The organism is Rhizobacter sp. (assembly GCA_019635355.1).
GTDB lineage: Bacteria > Pseudomonadota > Gammaproteobacteria > Burkholderiales > Burkholderiaceae_C > Rhizobacter.
Window position 1 is genome coordinate 2,710,104 of record JAHBZQ010000001.1, and the last position, 18,768, is coordinate 2,728,871.

Consider the following 18,768-nt stretch of genomic DNA (forward strand, 5'->3'; position numbering starts at 1 on the left):
ACCTCAGTCGGGCTTGCCGAAGCCGCCTTCCACCCAAGCCGTGGCGCGGGCGAGGCTCAGCTTGAACGTCGGCGCCACGCGCTGCTGCGCCAGCTGGGCGCGGGCGACGTCATACGCCGCCAGCAGCGCATGCGGGTCGTCCTCGTCGGGCACGATGTCGAGCGTGACCTCCAACCGGCCGTCTTCCGTGTCGACATAGACGCTCTTGTGCAGGCTCGCATGCAGCTGCTGCTCGTGGCGGCGGATCACCTCGGAAGCGGTCTTCACCAGCGTGTTGAACGCTGACACGTCGAGCGGCTTCGGGTTCTTCTTGTCGCGCCCCATCGTCCACGGCCCCACGAGCGCGGGCTCAGGCTCGCCGTCTTTCACCATCTCGACGGCCCAGCCGTCGTCTTCCTCGTTCTTGATGACGCGGGCCGTCCAGCCGTTGTCGCGCCAGAGGCGGTCTTGCTTGATGGGGGTGTCGTCGTCGGTGAACTCGGAAGTCATGGTCGGCAGGCGTTCAAAACGCCGAGGATATCTGCCGCCCTCGCGCCTGTTCAGCGCTTGCCCAAGACCCTCTGTAGACGGCCTCGATGTTGTTGCCGTCTGGGTCCAGGACGAACGCGGCGTAGTAGATCGTCGACGACTGGCCTCCCCGATCTCCGGGTGCGCCGTTGTCTCTACCGCCGGCGCTCAGAGCCGCAAGGTAGAAGGCATCGACTTCCGCACGACTTCTGGCCACGAATGCGGTGTGTTGGCGGGTTGAGTGTGGATGGAACCTGTCAATCCAAAAGACTGGATAGTCGATTCCGTACCCAATTCCGTCGGTTCCCACGCCTTCTGGCATCTGCATGGATCTGCACATTCCGAGAGCGCCTAGCGCCGCGTCGTAGAAAGCCGCGGACACCGCGACATTGGCAACACCGATTCCTGTGTGATCGATCATGAAGAGATGGTTGTGCGAAACGAAACGAATGGCTTGAGAAGCGGCGCTAGGCCGCACACTCGGCTTCACTCAACTGCTTGAGTGACATCAGTGCCTTCGGCCAGGCCTCGTTCATGTACTCCACCCATTCGCCGGGTATGTCCAGCTCGATCAACAGCTTGGTGCCTTCGGGAACGCTGATGAACGTGTAGTTTTCATAGGCGGGCGCCCATGCACGAACGGACTCGCTCGTGGTGTCCTCGACTCCGCCGGAGATGAGGCCCAGGTGCCGGATAGAGATGAACTCGTTGTGGCGGCTTTGCACGATCTCGGAGACCATGCCATCCCCCGACGGAGGAGACAGAAACCTGATCTTCCTTCCCTGCTCCCAAGAGCCTTCGAAGTACGTGCCCTCTGCGAATGCGGCGGCCCAGCGCTTGTAGCTCTCGTCGCCCGTCATGAGGCGCCACACCGTGGGAGCCGGCGCGTGGATGGTGATGGCGAACTGGAGTTGTTTCTCGGATGACACGCGCTTCTCCCAGTGTGGGGTGATCGTTTTGGGGGCTAACCAATGCAGGATGTGAAACCGTGGCGACTCATTGCCTGAGGATTTTTTCCAGCGCCTTTCCTTTCGCCAGCTCGTCAACCAGCTTGTCGAGCTGTCGGACTTTCTTCATCAGAGGGTCGGCTACGTCTTCCACGCGTATCCTGCAGACAACGCCCCGAATGAGATCACGGTTCGGATGCATCGCCGGTGCTTGGGCGAAGAACGTCTTGATGTTCGCCTCCCCCTCGATTTGCTGTTGGAGTTCCGCGCGGTTGTAGCCCGTGAGCCAGCAAATGACACGGTCGACTTCGTCTTGCGTTCGTCCCTTGCGCCTCGCCTTCTCGATGTACAGCGGATAGACCTTGGCGAAGGCCATGGAGAAGACTTTGTGCTCGGGCATTGGTAACTCCTTTCGCTCCGCTGCGAATCGATGTTGGAGACCTAGCGGTTCTTGATGAAAGGGGTACGGCACCGCTTCTGCATGATCACCAGCTTGACAGTAAGCGCGCAGCCCCGAGGCCTGACAGGAAACAGACCAACGCAAGGGTGACGCCCACCATTGGAATGCTGAACCAATAGAGCTTGGCCAGAACGACGAAAGCAACGAGCACGGCCACCCCGAGCACCTGGAGATAGACAGAGCGAAAGAGAAGCTCGGGATGGAAAACCGCGAGGAAGCCGAAGACCAATGCGAAGAAGACAGCGCAAATGCTATGGCTCGCATTGAAGCCAATCCACGCGCGCCACACGGTGGTCTCCGATGTGAGCACCATGGGCGTGGCGTTCATGGCTTCTTGAAGCGCAGGATCTCTCGGAGTGAGCTTGTTGCCCCAGAACGTATAGACGAGATGGATGCCCCCTAGAAGCAGCATGATCGATGAACTGGCGGAAACGAGGATGCGCGCTAACACTCCGACTCTCCTCTGCGGCCTAAGGCTTGATCTGCGAGGCGGCGGCCGGCTTCCCGGGTTCCGTCCTCTCGATGAGCGGTTGGGGTGAGCACTCTCAGATGACCCGCCGGATAGCGGCGGTTTCGGGGCTGCCAGTATTGGGAGTGCCCGACGGCTCAATGAGAAGAATGTGAGCCTCTTCTTCGGCGACGGGCCGATGCTCGACCCCCTTTGGAACGACGAACATTTCACCTGGCCCCAGGACAACGTTTCCGTCTCGCATCTGAAGGGTGAGACGACCTTCGAGCACGAGAAAGAAATCGTCGGTGTCGTCGTGCTTGTGCCAGACGAATTCTCCTTTGACCTTGACCACCATGAGGTCGTGGCCATTGAACTGGCCCACGGTCCGTGGTTGCCAGTGCTCTGCAAAGGTGGCGAGTTTCTCGGCAAGGTTGATGACGGTCATTTGAGATTGATCCTTTTGCTTGAGAATGATGGGGTGAGTGTCAGGCCAGGCGAGTTCATCCGCGGGGCGGCCGACGCAGGACGCGCGTTCGTGGCGACACTTGGGCGCACCTCATGGCACCACCTGCCGCCGCAGACCTTCAAGGTCCAGCACACGAAGCCCACCGTACTCGATGCGAATCAGCCCGAGCGCCTGCAGCGCGTGCAGCGCTTCGTTCACCCGCTGGCGTGACAAACCCACGAGGTAGCCCAGCTCCTGCTGCGTGATCTTCAGCATCGATCCCACACCCGGGTAGAGCGTGGGGTGAAAGAGCGCCGCGAGGCTGCGCGCCACCTTCACGTCGGGGTCGTTCATGCGGTCGATCTCGCGCGCACCGATGAACTGGCCGAGGCGCTCGTTCAGCTGCTGCATCACGAAGCGGTTGAACGGGATGCTGCGATCGATCAGCCAGTGGAAGGTCTCCACCGAGATGCCTGCCACCACGCTCTTGCGCAGCGCCTGGATGTTGTAGCGGTAGACCTCGCGTTTGAGCACCGTGCCTTCGCCAAACCAGCCGCCAGGCGGCACGCCGGTGAAGGTGATGGGGATGCCGCTCGCGCTGTCGTTGCTCATCTTCAGCAGGCCATCGACCACGCCGAACCAGAAGGTCGCCGGCCGGCCCACGCGGCAGAGCAACTCGCCGGTGTCGACGTTCACCACCTTCAGGTCGGCGACCGCACGCGCGTGCTCATCGGAGTTGAGCGTCTTGAGCCAGGGGATGTCGGCCCTCTCGGCCGCCGTGGCTGCGCGTGCGCGTGCATGCAGCGGCGCTGCGGATGACGAGGCCTCGGGTGCGGTGCGCATCTGAAAAGGCATCGGGAAAGAACCAAGGGGAGAGTCCCTAGGATTGTCGTTAGAACGACATCTCGGCGTCAAACTTCTTCCTACAGTCCGCCTCACACCCACTCCACGAGAGACGAGGTTGCTGTGGCGAACACCACCTTTCCGCACCTGCTGATGGAGCACGCTGCCAAGCGGCCCACGGCACCCGCCTTGCGCGAGAAGGAGTTCGGCATCTGGCAGACGCTCTCGTGGCAGCAGCTCGCCGCGCTCGTGCGCGCGCTCGCCGGCGGCCTGGCTGCGGCGGGCCTGCAGCGGGGCCAGCACGTCGTCGTGATCGGCGACAACCGGCCGCGCCTCTACGCCACGCTGCTCGCGGCGCAATCGCTCGGCGCCATCCCGGTGCCGCTCTACCAAGACGCGGTCGCGGCCGAGTTCGTGTTCCCCCTCGTCAACGCCGAGATCGGCTTCGCCGTCGTCGAAGACCAGGAGCAGGTCGACAAGCTGCTCGAGATCCGCACGCAATGCCCCGGCCTGCAGCGCATCTGGTACGACGACCCGCGTGGGCTGCGCCACTACAGCGAGCCGGGCCTCGCCTCGCTCGACGCGCTGGTGCACGAGGGCGAGGCCTTCAACTCTTCGCACGCCGGCTTCTTCGACGCCGAGGTGGCGAAGGTGCAACCGAGTGACGTGGCGGCGATGTTCTTCACCTCGGGCACCACCGGCAATCCGAAGGGCGTGGTGCACACGCACCTCTCGCTGATCGACCGCGCGGTGGCCGGCGCGCGCTTCGACAAGCTCACCGAACGCGAAGAGGTGCTGGCCTACCTGCCGCTCGCATGGATCGGGCAGAACGTGTTCTCGTATGCGCAGTGGCTCGCCTGCGGCTACGTGGTGAACTGCCCCGAGTCGGCCAACACGGTGTCGATCGACCTGCGCGAAGTGGGGCCCACCTATTACTTCGCGCCGCCGCGCGTCTTCGAGGGCCTGCTCACCACGGTGATGATCCGCATGGAAGACGCGGGTGCGCTCAAGCGCTGGCTCTTCCACCGCTGCATGGCGCTCGCGCGGCGGGTGGGGCCCGCGTTGATGGACGGTAAGCCCGTGGGCCTGCTCGACCGCCTGCGCTACACGCTCGGCACGCTCTTCATCTACGGCCCCTTGCGCAACACGCTCGGCCTCTCGCGCGTGCGCGTGGCCTACACCGCGGGCGAGGCCATCGGCCCCGACCTCTTCACCTTCTACCGCTCGATTGGCGTCAACCTCAAGCAGCTCTACGGCTCGACCGAAACCGCTGTCTTCGTGTGCCTGCAGCCCGACGACCAGGCGCGCGCCGACACCGTGGGCGTGCCCATCGAGGGCGTGGAGATCAAGGTGAAGGACAGCGGCGAGATCCTCGTGCGCTCGTCGGGCCTCTTGCGCGGCTACTACAAGAACGACGCTGCCACCGCCGAGGTGCTCGATGCCGAAGGCTGGTACCACACGGGCGACGCCGGCTTCCTCGACGCCAACGGCCACCTCAAGATCATCGACCGCGCGAAGGACGTGGGCCGCATTGGAAGCGGACCGAATGCGGGCGCGATGTTCGCCCCCAAGTACGTGGAGAACAAGCTCAAGTTCTTCCCCTTCATCAAGGAGGCGGTGGCCTTCGGCGACCAGCGCGACAAGGTCTGCGCCTTCATCAACATCGACATGGAAGCGGTGGGCAACTGGGCCGAGCGCCGTAACCTGCCCTACGCCGGCTACACCGACCTGGCGCAGAAGCCGGAGGTGTACGAGCTCATCCGCGACTGCATCGAGAAGGTGAACGCCGATCTCGCGGCCGACGACAAACTCGCCGGCTCACAAATCAGCCGCTTCCTCGTGCTGCACAAGGAGCTCGATGCCGACGACGGCGAGCTCACCCGCACGCGCAAGGTGCGGCGCGGCTTCATCGGCGAGCGTTATGAGGTGCTGGTGGATGCGCTCTACAGCGGCAAGAGCGAGCAGTACATCGAGACGGCGGTGAAGTTCGAGGACGGCCGCAGCGGCATGGTGGCCGCCACCTTGAAGATCGGGGACGTGAAGACCTTCCCGCCCTCCTCCGTTCGGGCTGAGCCTGTCGAAGCCCAGGCGCGCCGCTCCACAAGCCCTTCGACAAGCTCAGGGCGAACGGAGGTGAATGCATGAGCCGGAAAATCGGCGACGTCATCCTGAAGGTCGACAACATCTCGCTCGCCTTCGGCGGCGTGAAGGCGCTCACCGACATCAGCTTCGACGTGCGCGAGCACGAGGTGCGCGCCATCATCGGCCCCAACGGCGCGGGCAAGAGCAGCATGCTCAACTGCATCAACGGCGTCTACACGCCGCAGCAGGGCTCGATCACGCTCAAGGGCCAGTCGTTCAAGCACATGAGTTCGAGGCAGGTGGCCGAGATGGGCGTGGCCCGCACCTTCCAGAACCTCGCGCTCTTCAAGGGCATGAGCGTGCTCGACAACATCATGACCGGCCGCAACCTGCGCATGAAGACCAACCTCTTCCAGCAGGCCATACGCTTCGGCGCCGCCGAGCGCGAGGAGATCGCGCACCGCGAGGTGGTGGAACGCATCATCGACTTCCTCGAAATCCAGGCCTACCGCAAGACCCCCGTGGGCCGCCTGCCCTACGGTTTGCAAAAGCGCGTGGACCTCGGCCGCGCGCTCGCGATGGAGCCATCGCTCTTGCTGCTCGACGAGCCCATGGCCGGCATGAACGTGGAAGAGAAGCAGGACATGAGCCGCTTCATCCTCGACGTGAACGACGAGTACGGCACCACCATCGTGCTGATCGAGCACGACATGGGTGTGGTGATGGACATCAGCGACCGCGTGGTGGTGCTCGACTACGGCAAGAAGATCGGCGACGGCACGCCCGACGAGGTGCGCCGCAATCCCGACGTGATCAACGCATACCTCGGAGCGGGCCACTGACATGGGCTTCTTCCTCGAAACCCTCTTCGGCGGCCTGATGGCCGGCATGCTGTATTCGCTGATCGCGCTCGGCTTCGTGCTGATCTTCAAGGCGAGCGGCGTCTTCAACTTCGCGCAGGGCGCGATGGTGCTCTTCGCGGCGCTTGCGATGGCGCGCTTCTCGGAGTGGTTCCCGAAGCTCCTGGGCCTGGACAGCAAGCTGCTCGCCAACCTGCTGGCGATCATCGCGGCGATGCTGCTGATGGTGGTGGTGGCCTGGGTGATCGAGCGGCTGGTGCTGGGCAAGCTCGTCAACCAGGAAGGCGTGACGCTCCTGATGGCCACGCTCGGCATCGCCTACTTCCTCGACGGCCTGGGGCAGACGCTCTTCGGCAACGCCATCTACAAGATCGACATCGGCCTGCCCAAAGACCCGATGTTCCTGATGGAGAGCACCTTCCAGGGCGGCATCCTCGTCAGCAAGGAAGACCTCTACGCCGCCGCCATCGCGGCGGTGCTGGTGGCCGCGCTCAGCCTCTTCTTCCAGAAGACGGCCACCGGCCGCGCGCTGCGTGCGGTGGCCGACGACCACCAGGCCGCGCAGTCGATCGGCATCCCGCTGTCGCGCATCTGGGTGATCGTGTGGTCGATCGCGGGCTTCGTGGCGCTCGTCGCCGGGATCATCTGGGGCAGCAAGCTCGGGGTGCAGTTTTCCCTCTCGCTGGTGGCGCTGAAGGCGCTGCCGGTGGTGATCCTCGGGGGCCTCACCTCTGTGCCGGGCGCCATCCTCGGCGGGCTGATCATCGGCGTGGGCGAGAAGCTGTCGGAGGTCTACATCGGGCCGATGTTCGGCGGCGGCATCGAGATCTGGTTTGCGTATGTGCTGGCGCTCATGTTCCTTCTCGTGAGGCCACAAGGCCTCTTCGGCGAAAAAATCATCGATCGGGTCTGACCATGCTTTATCGCGAGAACGGCCAGTTCAAGACCAGCTACCGCGCCGACCAGCAGATCTTCCCGATCGCGCAAGACCGCGTCGTGATGGCACTGCTGCTCATCTTCGCCGTCGCCGTGGTGCCGCTCGTGATGCCGGAGTACTTCTTCCGCGCGGTGCTGATCCCGTTCCTGATCCTGTCGCTGGCGGCGCTCGGGCTCAACATCCTCGTGGGCTACTGCGGGCAGATCTCGCTCGGCACGGGCGCCTTCATGGCGGTGGGGGCGTATGCGGCCTACAACTTCCAGGTGCGCATCGAAGGCATGCCGCTCATCGTCTCGCTGCTGATGGGCGGCGTGTGCGCCACGGTGGTGGGGGTGCTCTTCGGCATCCCGTCGCTGCGCATCAAGGGTCTGTACCTCGCGGTGGCCACGCTGGCGGCGCAGTTCTTCATCGACTGGGCCTTCCTGCGCATCAAGTGGTTCACCAACGATTCGTCGTCGGGCTCGGTCAGCGTGGCCGGCATGAACGTGCTGGGCCTGCCCATCGAGACGCCGGTGCAGAAGTACCTCTTCTGCCTGGCCTTCCTGATCGTCTTCGGGCTGCTGGCCAAGAACCTGGTGCGCGGCCACATCGGGCGCGAGTGGATGGCCATCCGCGACATGGACGTGGCCGCCGCCGTGATCGGCATCCGCCCGGTCTACGCCAAGCTCAGCGCGTTTGCCGTCAGCAGCTTCATCGTGGGCGTGGCCGGCGCGTTGTGGGGCTTCGTGCACCTGGGCTCGTGGGAGCCGGCGGCGTTCAACATCGACCGCTCGTTCCAGCTGCTCTTCATGGTGATCATCGGCGGGCTGGGTTCCATCATGGGCAGCTTCTTCGGCGCCGCCTTCATCGTGGTGCTGCCCATCGTGCTCGACAACCTGCCGTACTGGTTCGGCATCCCCATCGACACCGCACTCGCCGCGCACCTCACCTACATGATCTTCGGCGCCCTGATCGTCTTCTTCCTGATCGTCGAGCCGCATGGCCTGGCCCGCCTGTGGTCGACCGCGAAAGAAAAGCTCAGGCTCTGGCCTTTCCCCCATTGACGCTCACTGACCCTCACTGACCCACCGACAACAGCAGGAGACAGCACCATGAACCGCCTCAAACCCATCGCCCTCACCGTGGCCCTCGTGGCCGCCCACCTCGCCACGCCCGCCCTGGCGCAAGACAAGGTCCAGTTCTTCCCGAGCCTGACCGGCCGCACCGGGCCCGTGGCGCCGAATGCCACGCCCTTCGCCAACGGCTACGCCGACTACATGAAGCTCGTGAACCTGCGCGGCGGCATCAATGGCGTGAAGACGCTGGTCGAGGAATGCGAGACCGCCTACGCCACCGACAAGGGCGTCGAGTGCTACGAGCGCCTGAAGGGCAAGCACGGCGGCGCCACGGTGTTCCAGCCGCTCTCGACCGGCATCACCTTCGCGCTCACCGAGAAGGCGCCCAACGACAAGGTGCCGCTCATCACCTCGGGCTACGGCCGCAGCGACTCGGCCGACGGCGGCATCTTCAAGTGGAACTTCCCGCTGATCGGGCACTACTGGGTGGCGGGCGACACCGTGCTGCAGCACATCGCCAAGAAGGAAGGCGGGTGGGACAAGCTCAAGGGCAAGAAGATCGGCGTCGTCTACCACGACAGCCCCTTCGGCAAGGAGCTGCTGCCGATCATGCAGGAGCGTGCGGCGATGCACGGCTTCGAGCTGCTGCTGCTGCCCGTGCCGGCCCCGGGCGTGGAGCAGAAGGCGATCTGGCTGCAGGTGCGCCAGCAGCGGCCCGACTTCGTGGTGATGCAGACCTGGGGCGTGATGACGCCCACCGCCATCAAGGAAGCGGTGGCCACCGGCTACCCGCGCGAGAAGATGTTCGGCACCTGGTGGTCGGGCGCCGAGCCCGACCTGCGCGACGTGGGCGCCGCGGCCAAGGGCTACAGCGCGGTGATGATGCAGCACGGCGCCGAGCCGCAATCGGCGGTGGTGCAAGACATCCTCACCAAGGTGCACGGCCCCGGCCAGGGCACCGGCCCGAAGGAAGAAGTGGGCTCGGTGCTCTACATGCGCGGCGTGGTGGGCGCGATGCTGGCCGTGGAGGGCGTGCGGGCGGCGCAAGAGCGCTTTGGCAAGGGCAAGGTGATGCGCGGCGAGCAGGCACGCTGGGGCTACGAGAACTTGAACCTCACGCAGGCCAAGCTCGATGCGCTGGGCTTCAAGGGCGTGCTGCGGCCGGTGTCCACCAGCTGCGTCGACCACATGGGCTCGGCCTGGACGCGGGTGCACACCTGGGACGGCGCCAAGTTCACCTGGGCCTCCGACTGGCTGCAGGCCGACGAGGCGCTGATCCGGCCCTTGGTGAAGAACTCGGCGGAGAAATACGCCGGTGAAAAGAAGCTCACTCGCCGTCCTCCTGCCGACTGCCAAAGCTGATGACCACCCCTCGTCCGGCGGGTACACCAGCCGATCCCCCAAGGGGATGCGGGCCGGCTTGGGAGCGGCCCGGCGCTCGGCCCGCCTCTTCGATGGAGACCGTTTCACCATGAGCAACGTCTTCCTCAACGTCAACGGCATCGAGGTCATCTACAACCATGTGATCCTGGTGCTGAAGGGCGTGTCGCTTCAGGTCCCGGATGGCAAGGTCGTGGCCTTGCTCGGTGGCAATGGCGCAGGCAAGACCACCACGCTGCGCGCGGTCAGCAACCTGCTGGCCGGCGAGCGTGGCGAGGTGACCAAGGGCAGCATCGAGCTGCGCGGCGAGCGCATCGAGAAGCTCTCGACCGCCGAGATGGTGAACCGCGGGGTGGTGCAGGTGATGGAAGGCCGGCACTGCTTCGCACACCTCACCATCGAGGAGAACCTGCTCACCGGCGCCTACACGCGCCGCGACGGCAAGGCCGCGGTGGCCGAGACGCTGGAGAAGGTCTACGCCTACTTCCCGCGCCTGAAGACGCGACGCACGTCGCAGGCCGCCTACACCTCGGGCGGCGAGCAGCAGATGTGCGCCATCGGCCGCGCGCTGATGGCCAACCCGAAGATGGTGCTGCTCGACGAACCCTCGATGGGGCTTGCGCCTCAGATCGTGAGCGAGGTGTTCGAGATCGTGAAGGACCTGAACACCAAGGAGCGTGTCACGTTCCTGCTGGCCGAGCAGAACACCAACATCGCGCTGAAGTATTCCGACTACGGCTACATCCTCGAGAACGGCCGGGTGGTGATGGACGGCGAAGCGAAGGCGCTGCGCGAAAACGAGGACGTGAAGGAGTTCTATCTCGGCACGGGTGGCACGAAAGACGACAACGCGCGCAAGAGCTTCCGCGACGTGAAGAGCTACAAGCGGCGCAAGCGCTGGCTGGCATGAGAGGGTTGGCATGAGTGAAGAAGAAGGCTGGGGCTTTGCACCGCCACCGTTCAAGCCCGACGAAGCCCTGCAGCGCCTGAAGCGCGACCTGCGCGACGCGGGTCTCACCGAACGCGGCGGCGTTTTCGAGCGGCGGGGAACGGCCATTGCACGCGTGTCGGTCGACGGGGCGCAGCTCAAGGTCGAGACGGTGAAACAACCGGCCCGTTCACCCGACTGGCAGGTGCAGGCCTTCAAGAGTTCGGCCGAGCTGCGCGACTACGTGGCGGCCTTGAAGAAGAAGCTGGCCGGTTGGAGCGATCGCGATGACTGAGTTCTACGACGTGCTGGAGCAGCGCGACCCCGCAGTGCGCGAAGCGTCCCTCATGGCCGCGCTGCCGCAGCAGATGGCGGCGGCGTTGAAGGTGCCTGCGTTCGCCGAGCGCTTCGCGGGGGTCGATGCCCACGCCATCACCTCGCGCGAAGCGCTCGCCGCGCTGCCCGTCACGCGCAAGCATGAGCTGCTCGCACGTCAACAGGCCGAGCGTGCACGCGACCCGTTTGGTGGCTTCTCGGCCATCGGCTGGCAAGGCCTGCAGGGGCGCCGGGGCGCGCAACGCGTCTTCCAGTCACCCGGCCCCATCTACGAACCCGAAGGCCGCGCCCGCGACTACTGGCGCACCGCCCGCGCCCTCTGGGCCGCCGGCTTTCGCGCAGGCGACCTGATGCACAACAGCTTCAGCTACCACCTCACGCCCGCAGGCTCGATGCTGGAGAGCGGCGCGCATGCGATCGGCTGCACCGTCTTCCCCGGTGGCGTGGGCAACACCGAGCTGCAGCTGCAGGCGATGGTCGAACTCAGGCCCGACGGTTATGCCGGCACGCCGAGCTTCCTGCGCATCGCGCTGGAGAAGGCGGCCGAGACCGGCGTGTCCTTGCCCTTCCTGAAGAAGGCGATGGTGAGCGGCGAAGCCTTCCCCGCCGCGCTGCGCGACTGGCTGCGCGCACGCGGCCTCGAGGCCTACCAGTCGTATGCCACCGCCGACGTCGGCCTCATCGCCTACGAGACCGCCGCACGCGAAGGCCTGGTGCTCGACGAGGGCGTGATCGTCGAGATCGTGCGCCCCGGCACCGGCGACCCGGTGCCCACAGGCGAGGTGGGCGAGGTGGTGGTCACCGTGCTCAATCCCGACTACCCGCTGGTGCGCTTCGGCACCGGCGACCTGTCGGCCGTGCTGGCCGGCCCCTGCCCCACCGGCCGCACCAACACCCGCATCAAGGGTTGGCTGGGTCGCGCCGACCAGACGGCCAAGGTGCGCGGCATGTTCGTGCACCCGAGCCAGGTGGCCGAGGTGCTGAAGCGCTTTCCCGAAGCCGGCAAGGGCCGGCTCGTGGTCAGCGGCGAAATGGCCAACGACCGGATGACGCTGAAAGTGGAAACCTCGTCATCCGCAGAGTCTTTGATCCAGCGCATGACCGACGCGATCCGCGACGTGACCAAGCTGCGCGGCGAGGTGGAGCTGTGCGCGCCGGGCAGCCTGCCCAACGACGGCAAGGTGATCGACGACACGCGCAGCGTGGGCTGAGAGCCCACTACGGCCGAACCATTACGTAGTTCCCGCCATGTCCGGGGGGCCCGGCGCTTCTAGCATTCCTGGGTCCGATCAACCCCCGAAGGGAACCCCGCCATGAAGAAGCTCCTGATCGCTTGCGCTGCAGCATTCGCAGCGACCAGTGTGTTTGCCTACCCCGAGAAGGCCATCACGATCGTCGTGCCGTTTGCCGCAGGCGGCCCGACCGACAAGGTGGCCCGCGACTTCGCCGAAGCCGTGCGCAAGCCGCTGGGCAACGCCACCATCGTGATCGACAACGTGGCAGGCGCTGGCGGCACGCTCGGCAATTCGAAGGTGGCCAAGGCCACGCCCGATGGCTACACGCTGCTGCTCACGCACGTGAACATGGCCACCTCGGTGGCGCTGTACCGCAACCTGCAGTTCAAGCCGCTCGAAGATTTCGAATACGTCGGCCTCGTGAACGAAGTGCCGATGACGCTGGTGGGCCGCCCCACGCTGCCGGCCAACAACTACGGCGAGCTGTCGACCTGGATCAACGCCAACAAGGGCAAGATCAACCTCGCGCACGCGGGCCTGGGCTCGGCCTCGCACCTGTGCGGTTTGCTGTTCCAGTCGACGATCAAGGTCGAGATGACCCCGGTGCCGTACAAGGGCACCGCGCCGGCCATGAACGACCTGCTCGGCGGCCAGGTCGACATCATGTGTGACCAGACCACCAACACCACCGGCCAGATCGAGGCCGGCAAGATCAAGGCGTTTGCGGTGAGCACGACCAAGCGGCTGTCGACCCCGGCGCTGGCCAAGCTGCCCACGCTGGACGAGGCGGGCCTCAAGGGCTTCAACGTGACGATCTGGCACGGCGTGTATGCACCGAAGGGCACGCCCAAGGCGGTGATCGACAAGCTCAACACCGCCCTCAAGGCTGCGCTGAAGGACCCGACCTTCGTGAAGAACCAGGAGTCGCTCGGCGCGGTGATCGTGTCGGATGCGCGCGCCAACCCGGCCGAGCACAAGAAGTTCGTCTCGGACGAGATCAACAAGTGGACGCCGATCATCAAGGCGGCCGGTCAGTACGCCGACTGATCTTGGCTCTCTGATCACGAGGCCGCCTTCGGGCGGCCTTTTCATTTCACGCGCGCAGCGTGATGGGGATGGTGACGGGGCCGTCGTTGACGAGGTGCACCTGCATGTCGGCGCCGAACTCGCCTTCGCCCACGATGGGGTGCTGCGCACGCGCCGTGGCGAGCACACGCTCGTAGAGGCGGCGGCCGAGCTCGGGCGGCGCGGCGTTGGTGAAGCTCGGGCGGTTGCCGCCAGAGGTGTCGGCGGCGAGCGTGAACTGGCTGACGATGAGCAGGCCGCCTTGCACGTCGACCACGCTGCGGTTCATCTTGCCGGCCTCGTCGGAAAAGATGCGCAGCTTGAGCAGCTTGGCGACGAGCTTGTCGACGAGCGCGTCGGTGTCAGACGGCTCGGCGCAGACGAAGACCAGCAGGCCCTGCTCGATGCTGCCGGTGATGCGGCCCGCCACTTCCACGCGTGCGCTGCGCACACGCTGGATCAAGGCGATCATCGGCCGTCGTCCATGCGCTTCAGCTCGTCTCCGAGAAAGCGCGCGGCGGGGATCTGCCGGCCGTCCTGGAAGCGGATCTGGTAGACCTCGCCCGTGGTGCTCGACTTCGAGGCGATCTGCTCGATGAACTGCTGCGCGGTGGTGACGTGCTCGCCCATCTTTTCGAACTTTTTGCGCAGGAAGGTGGCCGCGTCTTTCGACGAGTAGGCCGAGCCGTTGCGCACGAAGCGGATCGTGGTCTGCGCTTCGACGTAGGCGATCAGGCGCTGGATGCGGGCCTGCTCGGCGGCGCTCGGGGCGGCGTTTGCTCCAGCTGCGGCGAGCAGCGCCGCGAACATCACAGCGCGACGCTGCACGGCGATCAGGCCAGCGTCACGCGGGCGAACTTGCGTCGGCCCACTTGCACAACATAAGTGCCGGCGTTGAGCTTCAGGCCTTTGTCGCTGACAACACCGCCGTCAACCTTGACACCCCCTCCGTCAATGAGACGACCTGCTTCACTGGTCGAAGGTGCGAGGTTGGCTTGCTTCAGCAGAGCACCAATGCCGAGCGGCGCGCCGCCGAGCGACACCTCGGGGATGTCGTCGGGCACACCCCCGCGCGCGCGGTTGTTGAAATCGGCCTCGGCCGCCTCAGCCGCCGCGGCGCTGTGGAAGCGGGTGGTGATCTCCTTGGCGAGCATCACCTTCGCATCCTTGGGGTTGCGACCGGCTTCGACCTCGGCCTTGAGCTTCGCGATCTCGGCTTCGGGCTTGAAGCTCAGGAGGGTGAAGTACTTCCACATCAGCTCGTCGCTGATGGACAGGATCTTCGCGAACATGCCGTTCGCCGGCTCGGTGATCGCGATGTAGTTGCCCTTGCTCTTGGACATCTTCTCGACGCCATCGAGCCCTTCGAGCAGCGGCATCGTCAGGATGCACTGCGGCTCCTGCCCGTATTCGGCCTGCAGCGTGCGGCCCATCAGCAGGTTGAACTTCTGGTCGGTGCCGCCGAGCTCGAGGTCGCTCTTGAGTGCCACCGAGTCGTAGCCCTGCATCAGCGGGTAGAGGAACTCGTGCACGCTGATCGGCGTGCCGGCCTTGAAGCGGTCGTGGAAGTCGTTGCGCTCCATCATGCGCGCTACCGTGTAGCGCGCGGCGAGCTGGATCATGCCGCGCGCCCCCAGCGGGTCGCTCCATTCGCTGTTGTAGCGAATCTCGGTCTTGGCCGGGTCGAGCACCAGGCTCGCCTGCTTGTAGTAGGTCTCGGCGTTGGCCTTGATCTGCTCGGGCGTGAGCGGCGGGCGGGTGGTGTTGCGGCCCGAGGGGTCGCCGATCATCGAGGTGAAGTCGCCGATCAGGAAGATGACCTGGTGGCCGATGTCCTGCAGCTGGCGCATCTTGTTGAGCACCACCGTGTGGCCGACGTGGATGTCGGGCGCGGTCGGGTCGAGGCCGAGCTTGATGCGCAGTGGCACGCCCGTTGCTTCTGAACGAGCCAGTTTGGCCAGCCAGTCGGCTTCAGGAAGCAGCTCATCGCATCCCCGGCGGCTGATGGCCAGCGCTTCCAGCACCTTGTCGGTGACGGGGTACTTGGCCGCGGGGGAGGTCTTTTCTTCTGACAAAGACATAGGAGAAAGGGAACCTCAGGGGTTTTCCGGGAGTCAGGCAATGCGGGGGACGAAAAGGGTGCCGCTTATACTGCGCCGCACCCGACGGAACACCCCGTGAATGGGGTCCGCAACGGCGACCGCGATTCTAGTGGACGCCCCAGGACGAGAAGATCAACCAGAGCATCGCCCCGCGCGGTGCTTGCAGCTCGGGGCCTCGTGCCCCCCGATCAAAATTGAGTTCGTTGGAAACGCTTGAGCGCGACGCGGTTGCGGCCGGTTCGCGCCTCACCCAATTCATCGGTCGCCACCCGCGCACCCTCACCACCCTCATCGTCACCGGCCTGATGGGCTTTGGCGTGACCGCCTTCGGCATCGCCCCGCTGGCGCCCGATGCGGCCGACCTGCCGCGGCGCATGGTGACGGAAATCGTCACCCCGGAAGACATCTCGTCGCAGCTGGAAGCGCTGGCCAGCCACACGCTGCAGCTCTACCGCAACGACCTGACGCGCCCAACCGACACCGCCGACAGCCTGCTGGCCCGCCTGAGCGTGGCCGACGTCACGGCGGCTGCCTTCATCCGCAGCGACCGCACCGCGCGCAAGCTGCTCGAAGGCCGCGCCGGGAAGATCGTGCGGGTGCGCATCGACGAATCGGGTGTGCTGGAAGAGCTCGTCGCCCGCTACCCCGCTGAAAACAGCGACCAGTTCGGCACCCACTTCTCGCGCCTGCGCATCACGCGCGTCGGCGACAAGTTCCTCGCCGGCGTGGAAACGGCCAAGCTCGAAAGCGAAGTGCGCACCGGCACGGGCACCATCCGCAGCTCGCTCTTTGCCGCGACCGACGAAGCGAAGATTCCCGACCCCGTGGCCACGCAGCTCGCCGAGGTGTTCTCGACCGACATCGACTTCCGCCGCGAGCTGCGCCGCGGCGACAGCTTCCACGTGGTCTACGAAGCACTCACCGCCGATGGCGAGCCCATCACCTGGAACCAGGCCTCGGGCCGCGTGCTCGCCGCCGAGTTCGTCAACAACAACCGCACTTACTCGGCCGTCTGGTACCAGGACGCGCACAGCAAGGGCGGCTATTACGGCTTCGACGGTCAGAGCAAGCGCCGTGCGTTCCTCGCGAGCCCGATGGAGTTCTCGCGCGTGACCTCGGGTTTCTCGATGCGCATGCACCCGATCCACAAGGTCTGGCGCCAACACCTGGGCGTGGACTACGGCGCTCCCACCGGCACGCCGGTGCGCAACGTCGGTGACGGCGTCGTCGAATTCGCCGGGCGGCAAAACGGCTACGGCAACGTCGTGCAGATCCGCCACAGCAACGGCCGCGCCACGCTCTACGCGCACTTGAGCCGGATCGATGTGCGCAACGGCCAGCGCGTCGAACAGGGCGCCCGCATCGGCGCTGTCGGTTCGACGGGCTGGGCGACCGGGCCGCATCTGCACTTCGAGGTCAAGGTCAACGGCCAGCAGCAAGACCCGCTCGTGATCGCCAAGACCTCCGAGGCCGTGGAGCTCTCACCCGAATCGCGCGCGCAGTTCACCGCCGTGGCACAGGGGCTGCGCCAGCAGCTCGAAGTGGCCAAGGCCAACCCCTACCGCTTCGCCCAAGCGGAGTGAGCCGCTGCACAATTCGGCGATGGCTGAATTGTTTGCAGGGCTGATGTCGGGCACCTCGCTCGACGGGGTGGACGGTGTGCTGGCCGAGTTCTCGGCGAGCGGCTTTCCGAAGGTCATCTCACACGCCTACCGGGCCTTCCCGGAAGCGCTGCGTGAAGAGCTGCTGGCGCTCAACACCTCGGGCGCCGACGAGTTGCACCGCTCGGCGCTGGCGTCCAACACGCTGGCCACGCTCTACATCGAGGTGGTGGCCGAATTGCTCGCCAACGCGAACATCGATGCGCGCGCCGTGCGCGCCATCGGCAGCCACGGCCAGACGGTGCGCCACCGGCCGGGCCTTGGCTACACATGGCAGATCAACAGCCCGAGCCTGCTCGCCGAACGCAGCGGCATCGCGGTGGTGGCCGACTTCCGCACCCGTGACGTGGCCGCCGGCGGGCAAGGCGCGCCGCTGGTCGCCGCATTCCACCGGGCGCTCTTTGGCCAGGAGGGTGAGACACGTGCCGTGCTCAACCTTGGCGGCATCAGCAACCTCACCGCCCTGCTCGCCAGCGGCCACACCACCGGCTTCGACTGCGGCCCGGCCAACGTGCTGATGGACCTCTGGTGCCTGCGCCACACCGGCCAGCGCTTCGACGCCGACGGCGCATGGGCGGCGCAAGGCACCGTGCAAGCCGGCCTGCTCGACCTGCTGCTGCAAGAACCCTATTTCGCGGAGCTACCACCCAAGAGCACCGGGCGCGACCTGTTCAACGTCGCCTGGCTCGAGGGCCGTCTGCGGGCGCATGGGCCCTGTCACCCCGTCGACGTGCAGGCCACGCTGTGCGAGCTGACGGCGGTGACCTGCACCGATGCAGTCAAGGCTCATGCGGCGGATGCGAACGAATTGCTGGTCTGCGGAGGCGGCGCCCTCAACCTGCACCTGATGGGGCGCCTGGCCCATCACCTGCCCGGCATGGCCGTGCGGCCGAGCGACGCGCGCGGCCTGCCGGCACAGCACGTGGAAGCCGCCGCCTTCGCTTGGCTGGCCTACCGGCATGCCCACGGCTTGCCGGGCAACCTGAGCGCCGTCACCGGCGCCAGCGGCCCTCGCGTGCTCGGGGCCTGGTACCCCGCCTGAATGCAAAAGGCCGCCTCGCGGCGGCCTCTGGCGGCGATACGTCGCCGCGGGTCAGACCGAGAAGCTCGACCCGCAGCCGCAGGTCGTCGTCGCGTTGGGGTTCTTGATCACGAACTGGGCGCCTTGCAGGTCGTCCTTGTAGTCGATCTCGGCACCCGCCAAGTACTGCAGGCTCATGGCGTCGATCAGCAGCGTGACGCCGTTCTTGTTCATCTGCGTGTCGTCTTCGTTGACGATCTCGTCGAAGGTGAAGCCGTACTGGAAGCCCGAGCAGCCACCGCCCTGCACGAAGACACGCAGCTTCAGGTCGGGATTGCCTTCCTCGTCGACCAGTTCCTTCACCTTGTTGGCTGCGCTGTCGGTGAAGACCAGCGGCACCGGGGGGGCATCGGCTGCAGGGGTTTGAACTTCGTGTGCCAGGGCGCTCATGGG

General features: G+C 65.7%; 22 protein-coding genes. 11 read left to right on the forward strand and 11 right to left on the reverse strand.

The annotated features are described in order from the left end of the window. Positions 1 to 3: 3 nt before the first annotated feature. The 7 genes from KF892_12215 to KF892_12245 all read right to left on the reverse strand — a co-directional run bounded on the left by KF892_12215 (position 4) and on the right by KF892_12245 (position 3,665). Positions 4 to 489 carry a hypothetical protein gene (locus KF892_12215; protein MBX3625772.1) on the reverse strand — a complete coding sequence of 162 codons (486 nt, stop codon included), beginning with the start codon at positions 487 to 489 and terminating at the stop codon, positions 4 to 6. A 13-nt stretch (positions 490 to 502) separates the two neighbouring features. Beyond that, positions 503 to 928, reverse strand: a complete 426-nt coding sequence (locus KF892_12220; protein MBX3625773.1) for a VOC family protein — start codon at positions 926 to 928, stop codon at positions 503 to 505. 46 nt (positions 929 to 974) lie between these two features. Continuing rightward, a complete protein-coding gene (locus tag KF892_12225) occupies positions 975 to 1,436 on the reverse strand; it encodes an SRPBCC domain-containing protein (protein MBX3625774.1) in 462 nt (153 codons plus the stop codon). A 67-nt stretch (positions 1,437 to 1,503) separates the two neighbouring features. After that, on the reverse strand, positions 1,504 to 1,854 hold the full coding sequence (locus KF892_12230) for a DUF2200 domain-containing protein (protein MBX3625775.1): 351 nt from the start codon (positions 1,852 to 1,854) through the stop codon (positions 1,504 to 1,506). Between the two features lie 85 nt (positions 1,855 to 1,939). Then, complete coding sequence (locus tag KF892_12235; GenBank protein ID MBX3625776.1) at positions 1,940 to 2,365, reverse strand: hypothetical protein; 426 nt, start codon at positions 2,363 to 2,365, stop codon at positions 1,940 to 1,942. A gap of 94 nt (positions 2,366 to 2,459) precedes the next feature. Next, on the reverse strand, positions 2,460 to 2,810 hold the full coding sequence (locus KF892_12240; GenBank protein ID MBX3625777.1) for a cupin domain-containing protein: 351 nt from the start codon (positions 2,808 to 2,810) through the stop codon (positions 2,460 to 2,462). 111 nt (positions 2,811 to 2,921) lie between these two features. Continuing rightward, on the reverse strand, positions 2,922 to 3,665 hold the full coding sequence (locus tag KF892_12245) for a Crp/Fnr family transcriptional regulator (protein ID MBX3625778.1): 744 nt from the start codon (positions 3,663 to 3,665) through the stop codon (positions 2,922 to 2,924). Positions 3,666 to 3,806: 141 nt separating this feature from the next. Here KF892_12245 and KF892_12250 point away from each other — a divergent pair, with 141 nt between their 5' ends. The 9 genes from KF892_12250 to KF892_12290 all read left to right on the forward strand — a co-directional run bounded on the left by KF892_12250 (position 3,807) and on the right by KF892_12290 (position 13,513). Then, positions 3,807 to 5,798, forward strand: coding sequence for an AMP-binding protein (locus KF892_12250; GenBank protein ID MBX3625779.1), 1,992 nt, complete (start codon positions 3,807 to 3,809; stop codon positions 5,796 to 5,798). Further along, positions 5,795 to 6,577, forward strand: coding sequence for an ABC transporter ATP-binding protein (locus KF892_12255; GenBank protein ID MBX3625780.1), 783 nt, complete (start codon positions 5,795 to 5,797; stop codon positions 6,575 to 6,577). Before KF892_12250 ends, KF892_12255 begins: the two co-directional genes overlap by 4 nt. 1 nt (position 6,578) lies before the next feature. Further along, the gene (locus KF892_12260; protein MBX3625781.1) at positions 6,579 to 7,508 is read left to right on the forward strand and encodes a branched-chain amino acid ABC transporter permease; all 930 of its coding nucleotides are present in this window, start codon (positions 6,579 to 6,581) and stop codon (positions 7,506 to 7,508) included. Positions 7,509 to 7,510: 2 nt separating this feature from the next. Beyond that, the gene (locus KF892_12265; GenBank protein MBX3625782.1) at positions 7,511 to 8,575 is read left to right on the forward strand and encodes a branched-chain amino acid ABC transporter permease; all 1,065 of its coding nucleotides are present in this window, start codon (positions 7,511 to 7,513) and stop codon (positions 8,573 to 8,575) included. A 48-nt stretch (positions 8,576 to 8,623) separates the two neighbouring features. Continuing rightward, a complete protein-coding gene (locus KF892_12270) occupies positions 8,624 to 9,949 on the forward strand; it encodes an ABC transporter substrate-binding protein (protein ID MBX3625783.1) in 1,326 nt (441 codons plus the stop codon). Positions 9,950 to 10,058: 109 nt separating this feature from the next. Then, positions 10,059 to 10,877 (forward strand): ABC transporter ATP-binding protein, encoded by an 819-nt coding sequence (locus tag KF892_12275; GenBank protein ID MBX3625784.1) that lies wholly within the window; start codon positions 10,059 to 10,061, stop codon positions 10,875 to 10,877. Between the two features lie 10 nt (positions 10,878 to 10,887). Then, positions 10,888 to 11,190 (forward strand): hypothetical protein, encoded by a 303-nt coding sequence (locus KF892_12280; protein ID MBX3625785.1) that lies wholly within the window; start codon positions 10,888 to 10,890, stop codon positions 11,188 to 11,190. After that, a complete protein-coding gene (locus KF892_12285; protein MBX3625786.1) occupies positions 11,183 to 12,442 on the forward strand; it encodes an AMP-binding protein in 1,260 nt (419 codons plus the stop codon). The genes KF892_12280 and KF892_12285 overlap by 8 nt, the downstream gene beginning before the upstream one ends. A gap of 102 nt (positions 12,443 to 12,544) precedes the next feature. Further along, positions 12,545 to 13,513 carry a tripartite tricarboxylate transporter substrate binding protein BugD gene (locus KF892_12290; GenBank protein MBX3625787.1) on the forward strand — a complete coding sequence of 323 codons (969 nt, stop codon included), beginning with the start codon at positions 12,545 to 12,547 and terminating at the stop codon, positions 13,511 to 13,513. A 46-nt stretch (positions 13,514 to 13,559) separates the two neighbouring features. On the opposite strand, the gene dtd is transcribed toward KF892_12290, so the two are convergent. From dtd to KF892_12305, 3 genes are read right to left on the reverse strand one after another with little or no spacing between them, the layout of a single operon-like run. Next, on the reverse strand, positions 13,560 to 14,003 hold the full coding sequence (gene dtd / locus KF892_12295; GenBank protein MBX3625788.1) for a D-tyrosyl-tRNA(Tyr) deacylase: 444 nt from the start codon (positions 14,001 to 14,003) through the stop codon (positions 13,560 to 13,562). Next, a complete protein-coding gene (locus tag KF892_12300) occupies positions 14,000 to 14,359 on the reverse strand; it encodes a DUF5329 family protein (protein ID MBX3625789.1) in 360 nt (119 codons plus the stop codon). The genes dtd and KF892_12300 overlap by 4 nt, the downstream gene beginning before the upstream one ends. A 5-nt stretch (positions 14,360 to 14,364) precedes the next feature. Beyond that, positions 14,365 to 15,612: a tyrosine--tRNA ligase gene (locus tag KF892_12305; protein MBX3625790.1), complete on the reverse strand. Its 1,248-nt coding sequence runs from the start codon at positions 15,610 to 15,612 to the stop codon at positions 14,365 to 14,367. A 326-nt stretch (positions 15,613 to 15,938) separates the two neighbouring features. Between KF892_12305 and KF892_12310 the strand changes: the two genes are divergently transcribed. Together KF892_12310 and KF892_12315 are read left to right on the forward strand one after the other, a co-directional pair. Next, positions 15,939 to 17,216 (forward strand): M23 family metallopeptidase, encoded by a 1,278-nt coding sequence (locus KF892_12310; protein ID MBX3625791.1) that lies wholly within the window; start codon positions 15,939 to 15,941, stop codon positions 17,214 to 17,216. A 19-nt stretch (positions 17,217 to 17,235) separates the two neighbouring features. Further along, the gene (locus tag KF892_12315) at positions 17,236 to 18,336 is read left to right on the forward strand and encodes an anhydro-N-acetylmuramic acid kinase (protein MBX3625792.1); all 1,101 of its coding nucleotides are present in this window, start codon (positions 17,236 to 17,238) and stop codon (positions 18,334 to 18,336) included. 51 nt (positions 18,337 to 18,387) lie between these two features. Here the strand turns inward: KF892_12315 and erpA are convergent, their stop codons facing one another. Then, positions 18,388 to 18,765 carry an iron-sulfur cluster insertion protein ErpA gene (erpA, locus tag KF892_12320; GenBank protein MBX3625793.1) on the reverse strand — a complete coding sequence of 126 codons (378 nt, stop codon included), beginning with the start codon at positions 18,763 to 18,765 and terminating at the stop codon, positions 18,388 to 18,390. Positions 18,766 to 18,768 lie beyond the last annotated feature (3 nt).

Excerpts from the sequence above, each read along its gene's own strand:
- KF892_12215 (MBX3625772.1), bottom strand. The coding sequence starts at position 489 with ATGACTTCCGAGTTCACCGACGACGACACCCCCATCAAGCAAGACCGC.
- KF892_12220 (MBX3625773.1), bottom strand. The coding sequence starts at position 928 with ATGATCGATCACACAGGAATCGGTGTTGCCAATGTCGCGGTGTCCGCG.
- KF892_12230 (MBX3625775.1), bottom strand. The coding sequence starts at position 1,854 with ATGCCCGAGCACAAAGTCTTCTCCATGGCCTTCGCCAAGGTCTATCCG.
- KF892_12240 (MBX3625777.1), bottom strand. The coding sequence starts at position 2,810 with ATGACCGTCATCAACCTTGCCGAGAAACTCGCCACCTTTGCAGAGCAC.
- KF892_12245 (MBX3625778.1), bottom strand. The coding sequence starts at position 3,665 with ATGCCTTTTCAGATGCGCACCGCACCCGAGGCCTCGTCATCCGCAGCG.
- KF892_12250 (MBX3625779.1), top strand. The coding sequence starts at position 3,807 with ATGGAGCACGCTGCCAAGCGGCCCACGGCACCCGCCTTGCGCGAGAAG.
- KF892_12255 (MBX3625780.1), top strand. The coding sequence starts at position 5,795 with ATGAGCCGGAAAATCGGCGACGTCATCCTGAAGGTCGACAACATCTCG.
- KF892_12260 (MBX3625781.1), top strand. The coding sequence starts at position 6,579 with ATGGGCTTCTTCCTCGAAACCCTCTTCGGCGGCCTGATGGCCGGCATG.
- KF892_12265 (MBX3625782.1), top strand. The coding sequence starts at position 7,511 with ATGCTTTATCGCGAGAACGGCCAGTTCAAGACCAGCTACCGCGCCGAC.
- KF892_12270 (MBX3625783.1), top strand. The coding sequence starts at position 8,624 with ATGAACCGCCTCAAACCCATCGCCCTCACCGTGGCCCTCGTGGCCGCC.
- KF892_12275 (MBX3625784.1), top strand. The coding sequence starts at position 10,059 with ATGAGCAACGTCTTCCTCAACGTCAACGGCATCGAGGTCATCTACAAC.
- KF892_12280 (MBX3625785.1), top strand. The coding sequence starts at position 10,888 with ATGAGTGAAGAAGAAGGCTGGGGCTTTGCACCGCCACCGTTCAAGCCC.
- KF892_12285 (MBX3625786.1), top strand. The coding sequence starts at position 11,183 with ATGACTGAGTTCTACGACGTGCTGGAGCAGCGCGACCCCGCAGTGCGC.
- KF892_12290 (MBX3625787.1), top strand. The coding sequence starts at position 12,545 with ATGAAGAAGCTCCTGATCGCTTGCGCTGCAGCATTCGCAGCGACCAGT.
- dtd (MBX3625788.1), bottom strand. The coding sequence starts at position 14,003 with ATGATCGCCTTGATCCAGCGTGTGCGCAGCGCACGCGTGGAAGTGGCG.
- KF892_12305 (MBX3625790.1), bottom strand. The coding sequence starts at position 15,612 with ATGTCTTTGTCAGAAGAAAAGACCTCCCCCGCGGCCAAGTACCCCGTC.
- KF892_12310 (MBX3625791.1), top strand. The coding sequence starts at position 15,939 with ATGGGCTTTGGCGTGACCGCCTTCGGCATCGCCCCGCTGGCGCCCGAT.
- KF892_12315 (MBX3625792.1), top strand. The coding sequence starts at position 17,236 with ATGGCTGAATTGTTTGCAGGGCTGATGTCGGGCACCTCGCTCGACGGG.
- erpA (MBX3625793.1), bottom strand. The coding sequence starts at position 18,765 with ATGAGCGCCCTGGCACACGAAGTTCAAACCCCTGCAGCCGATGCCCCC.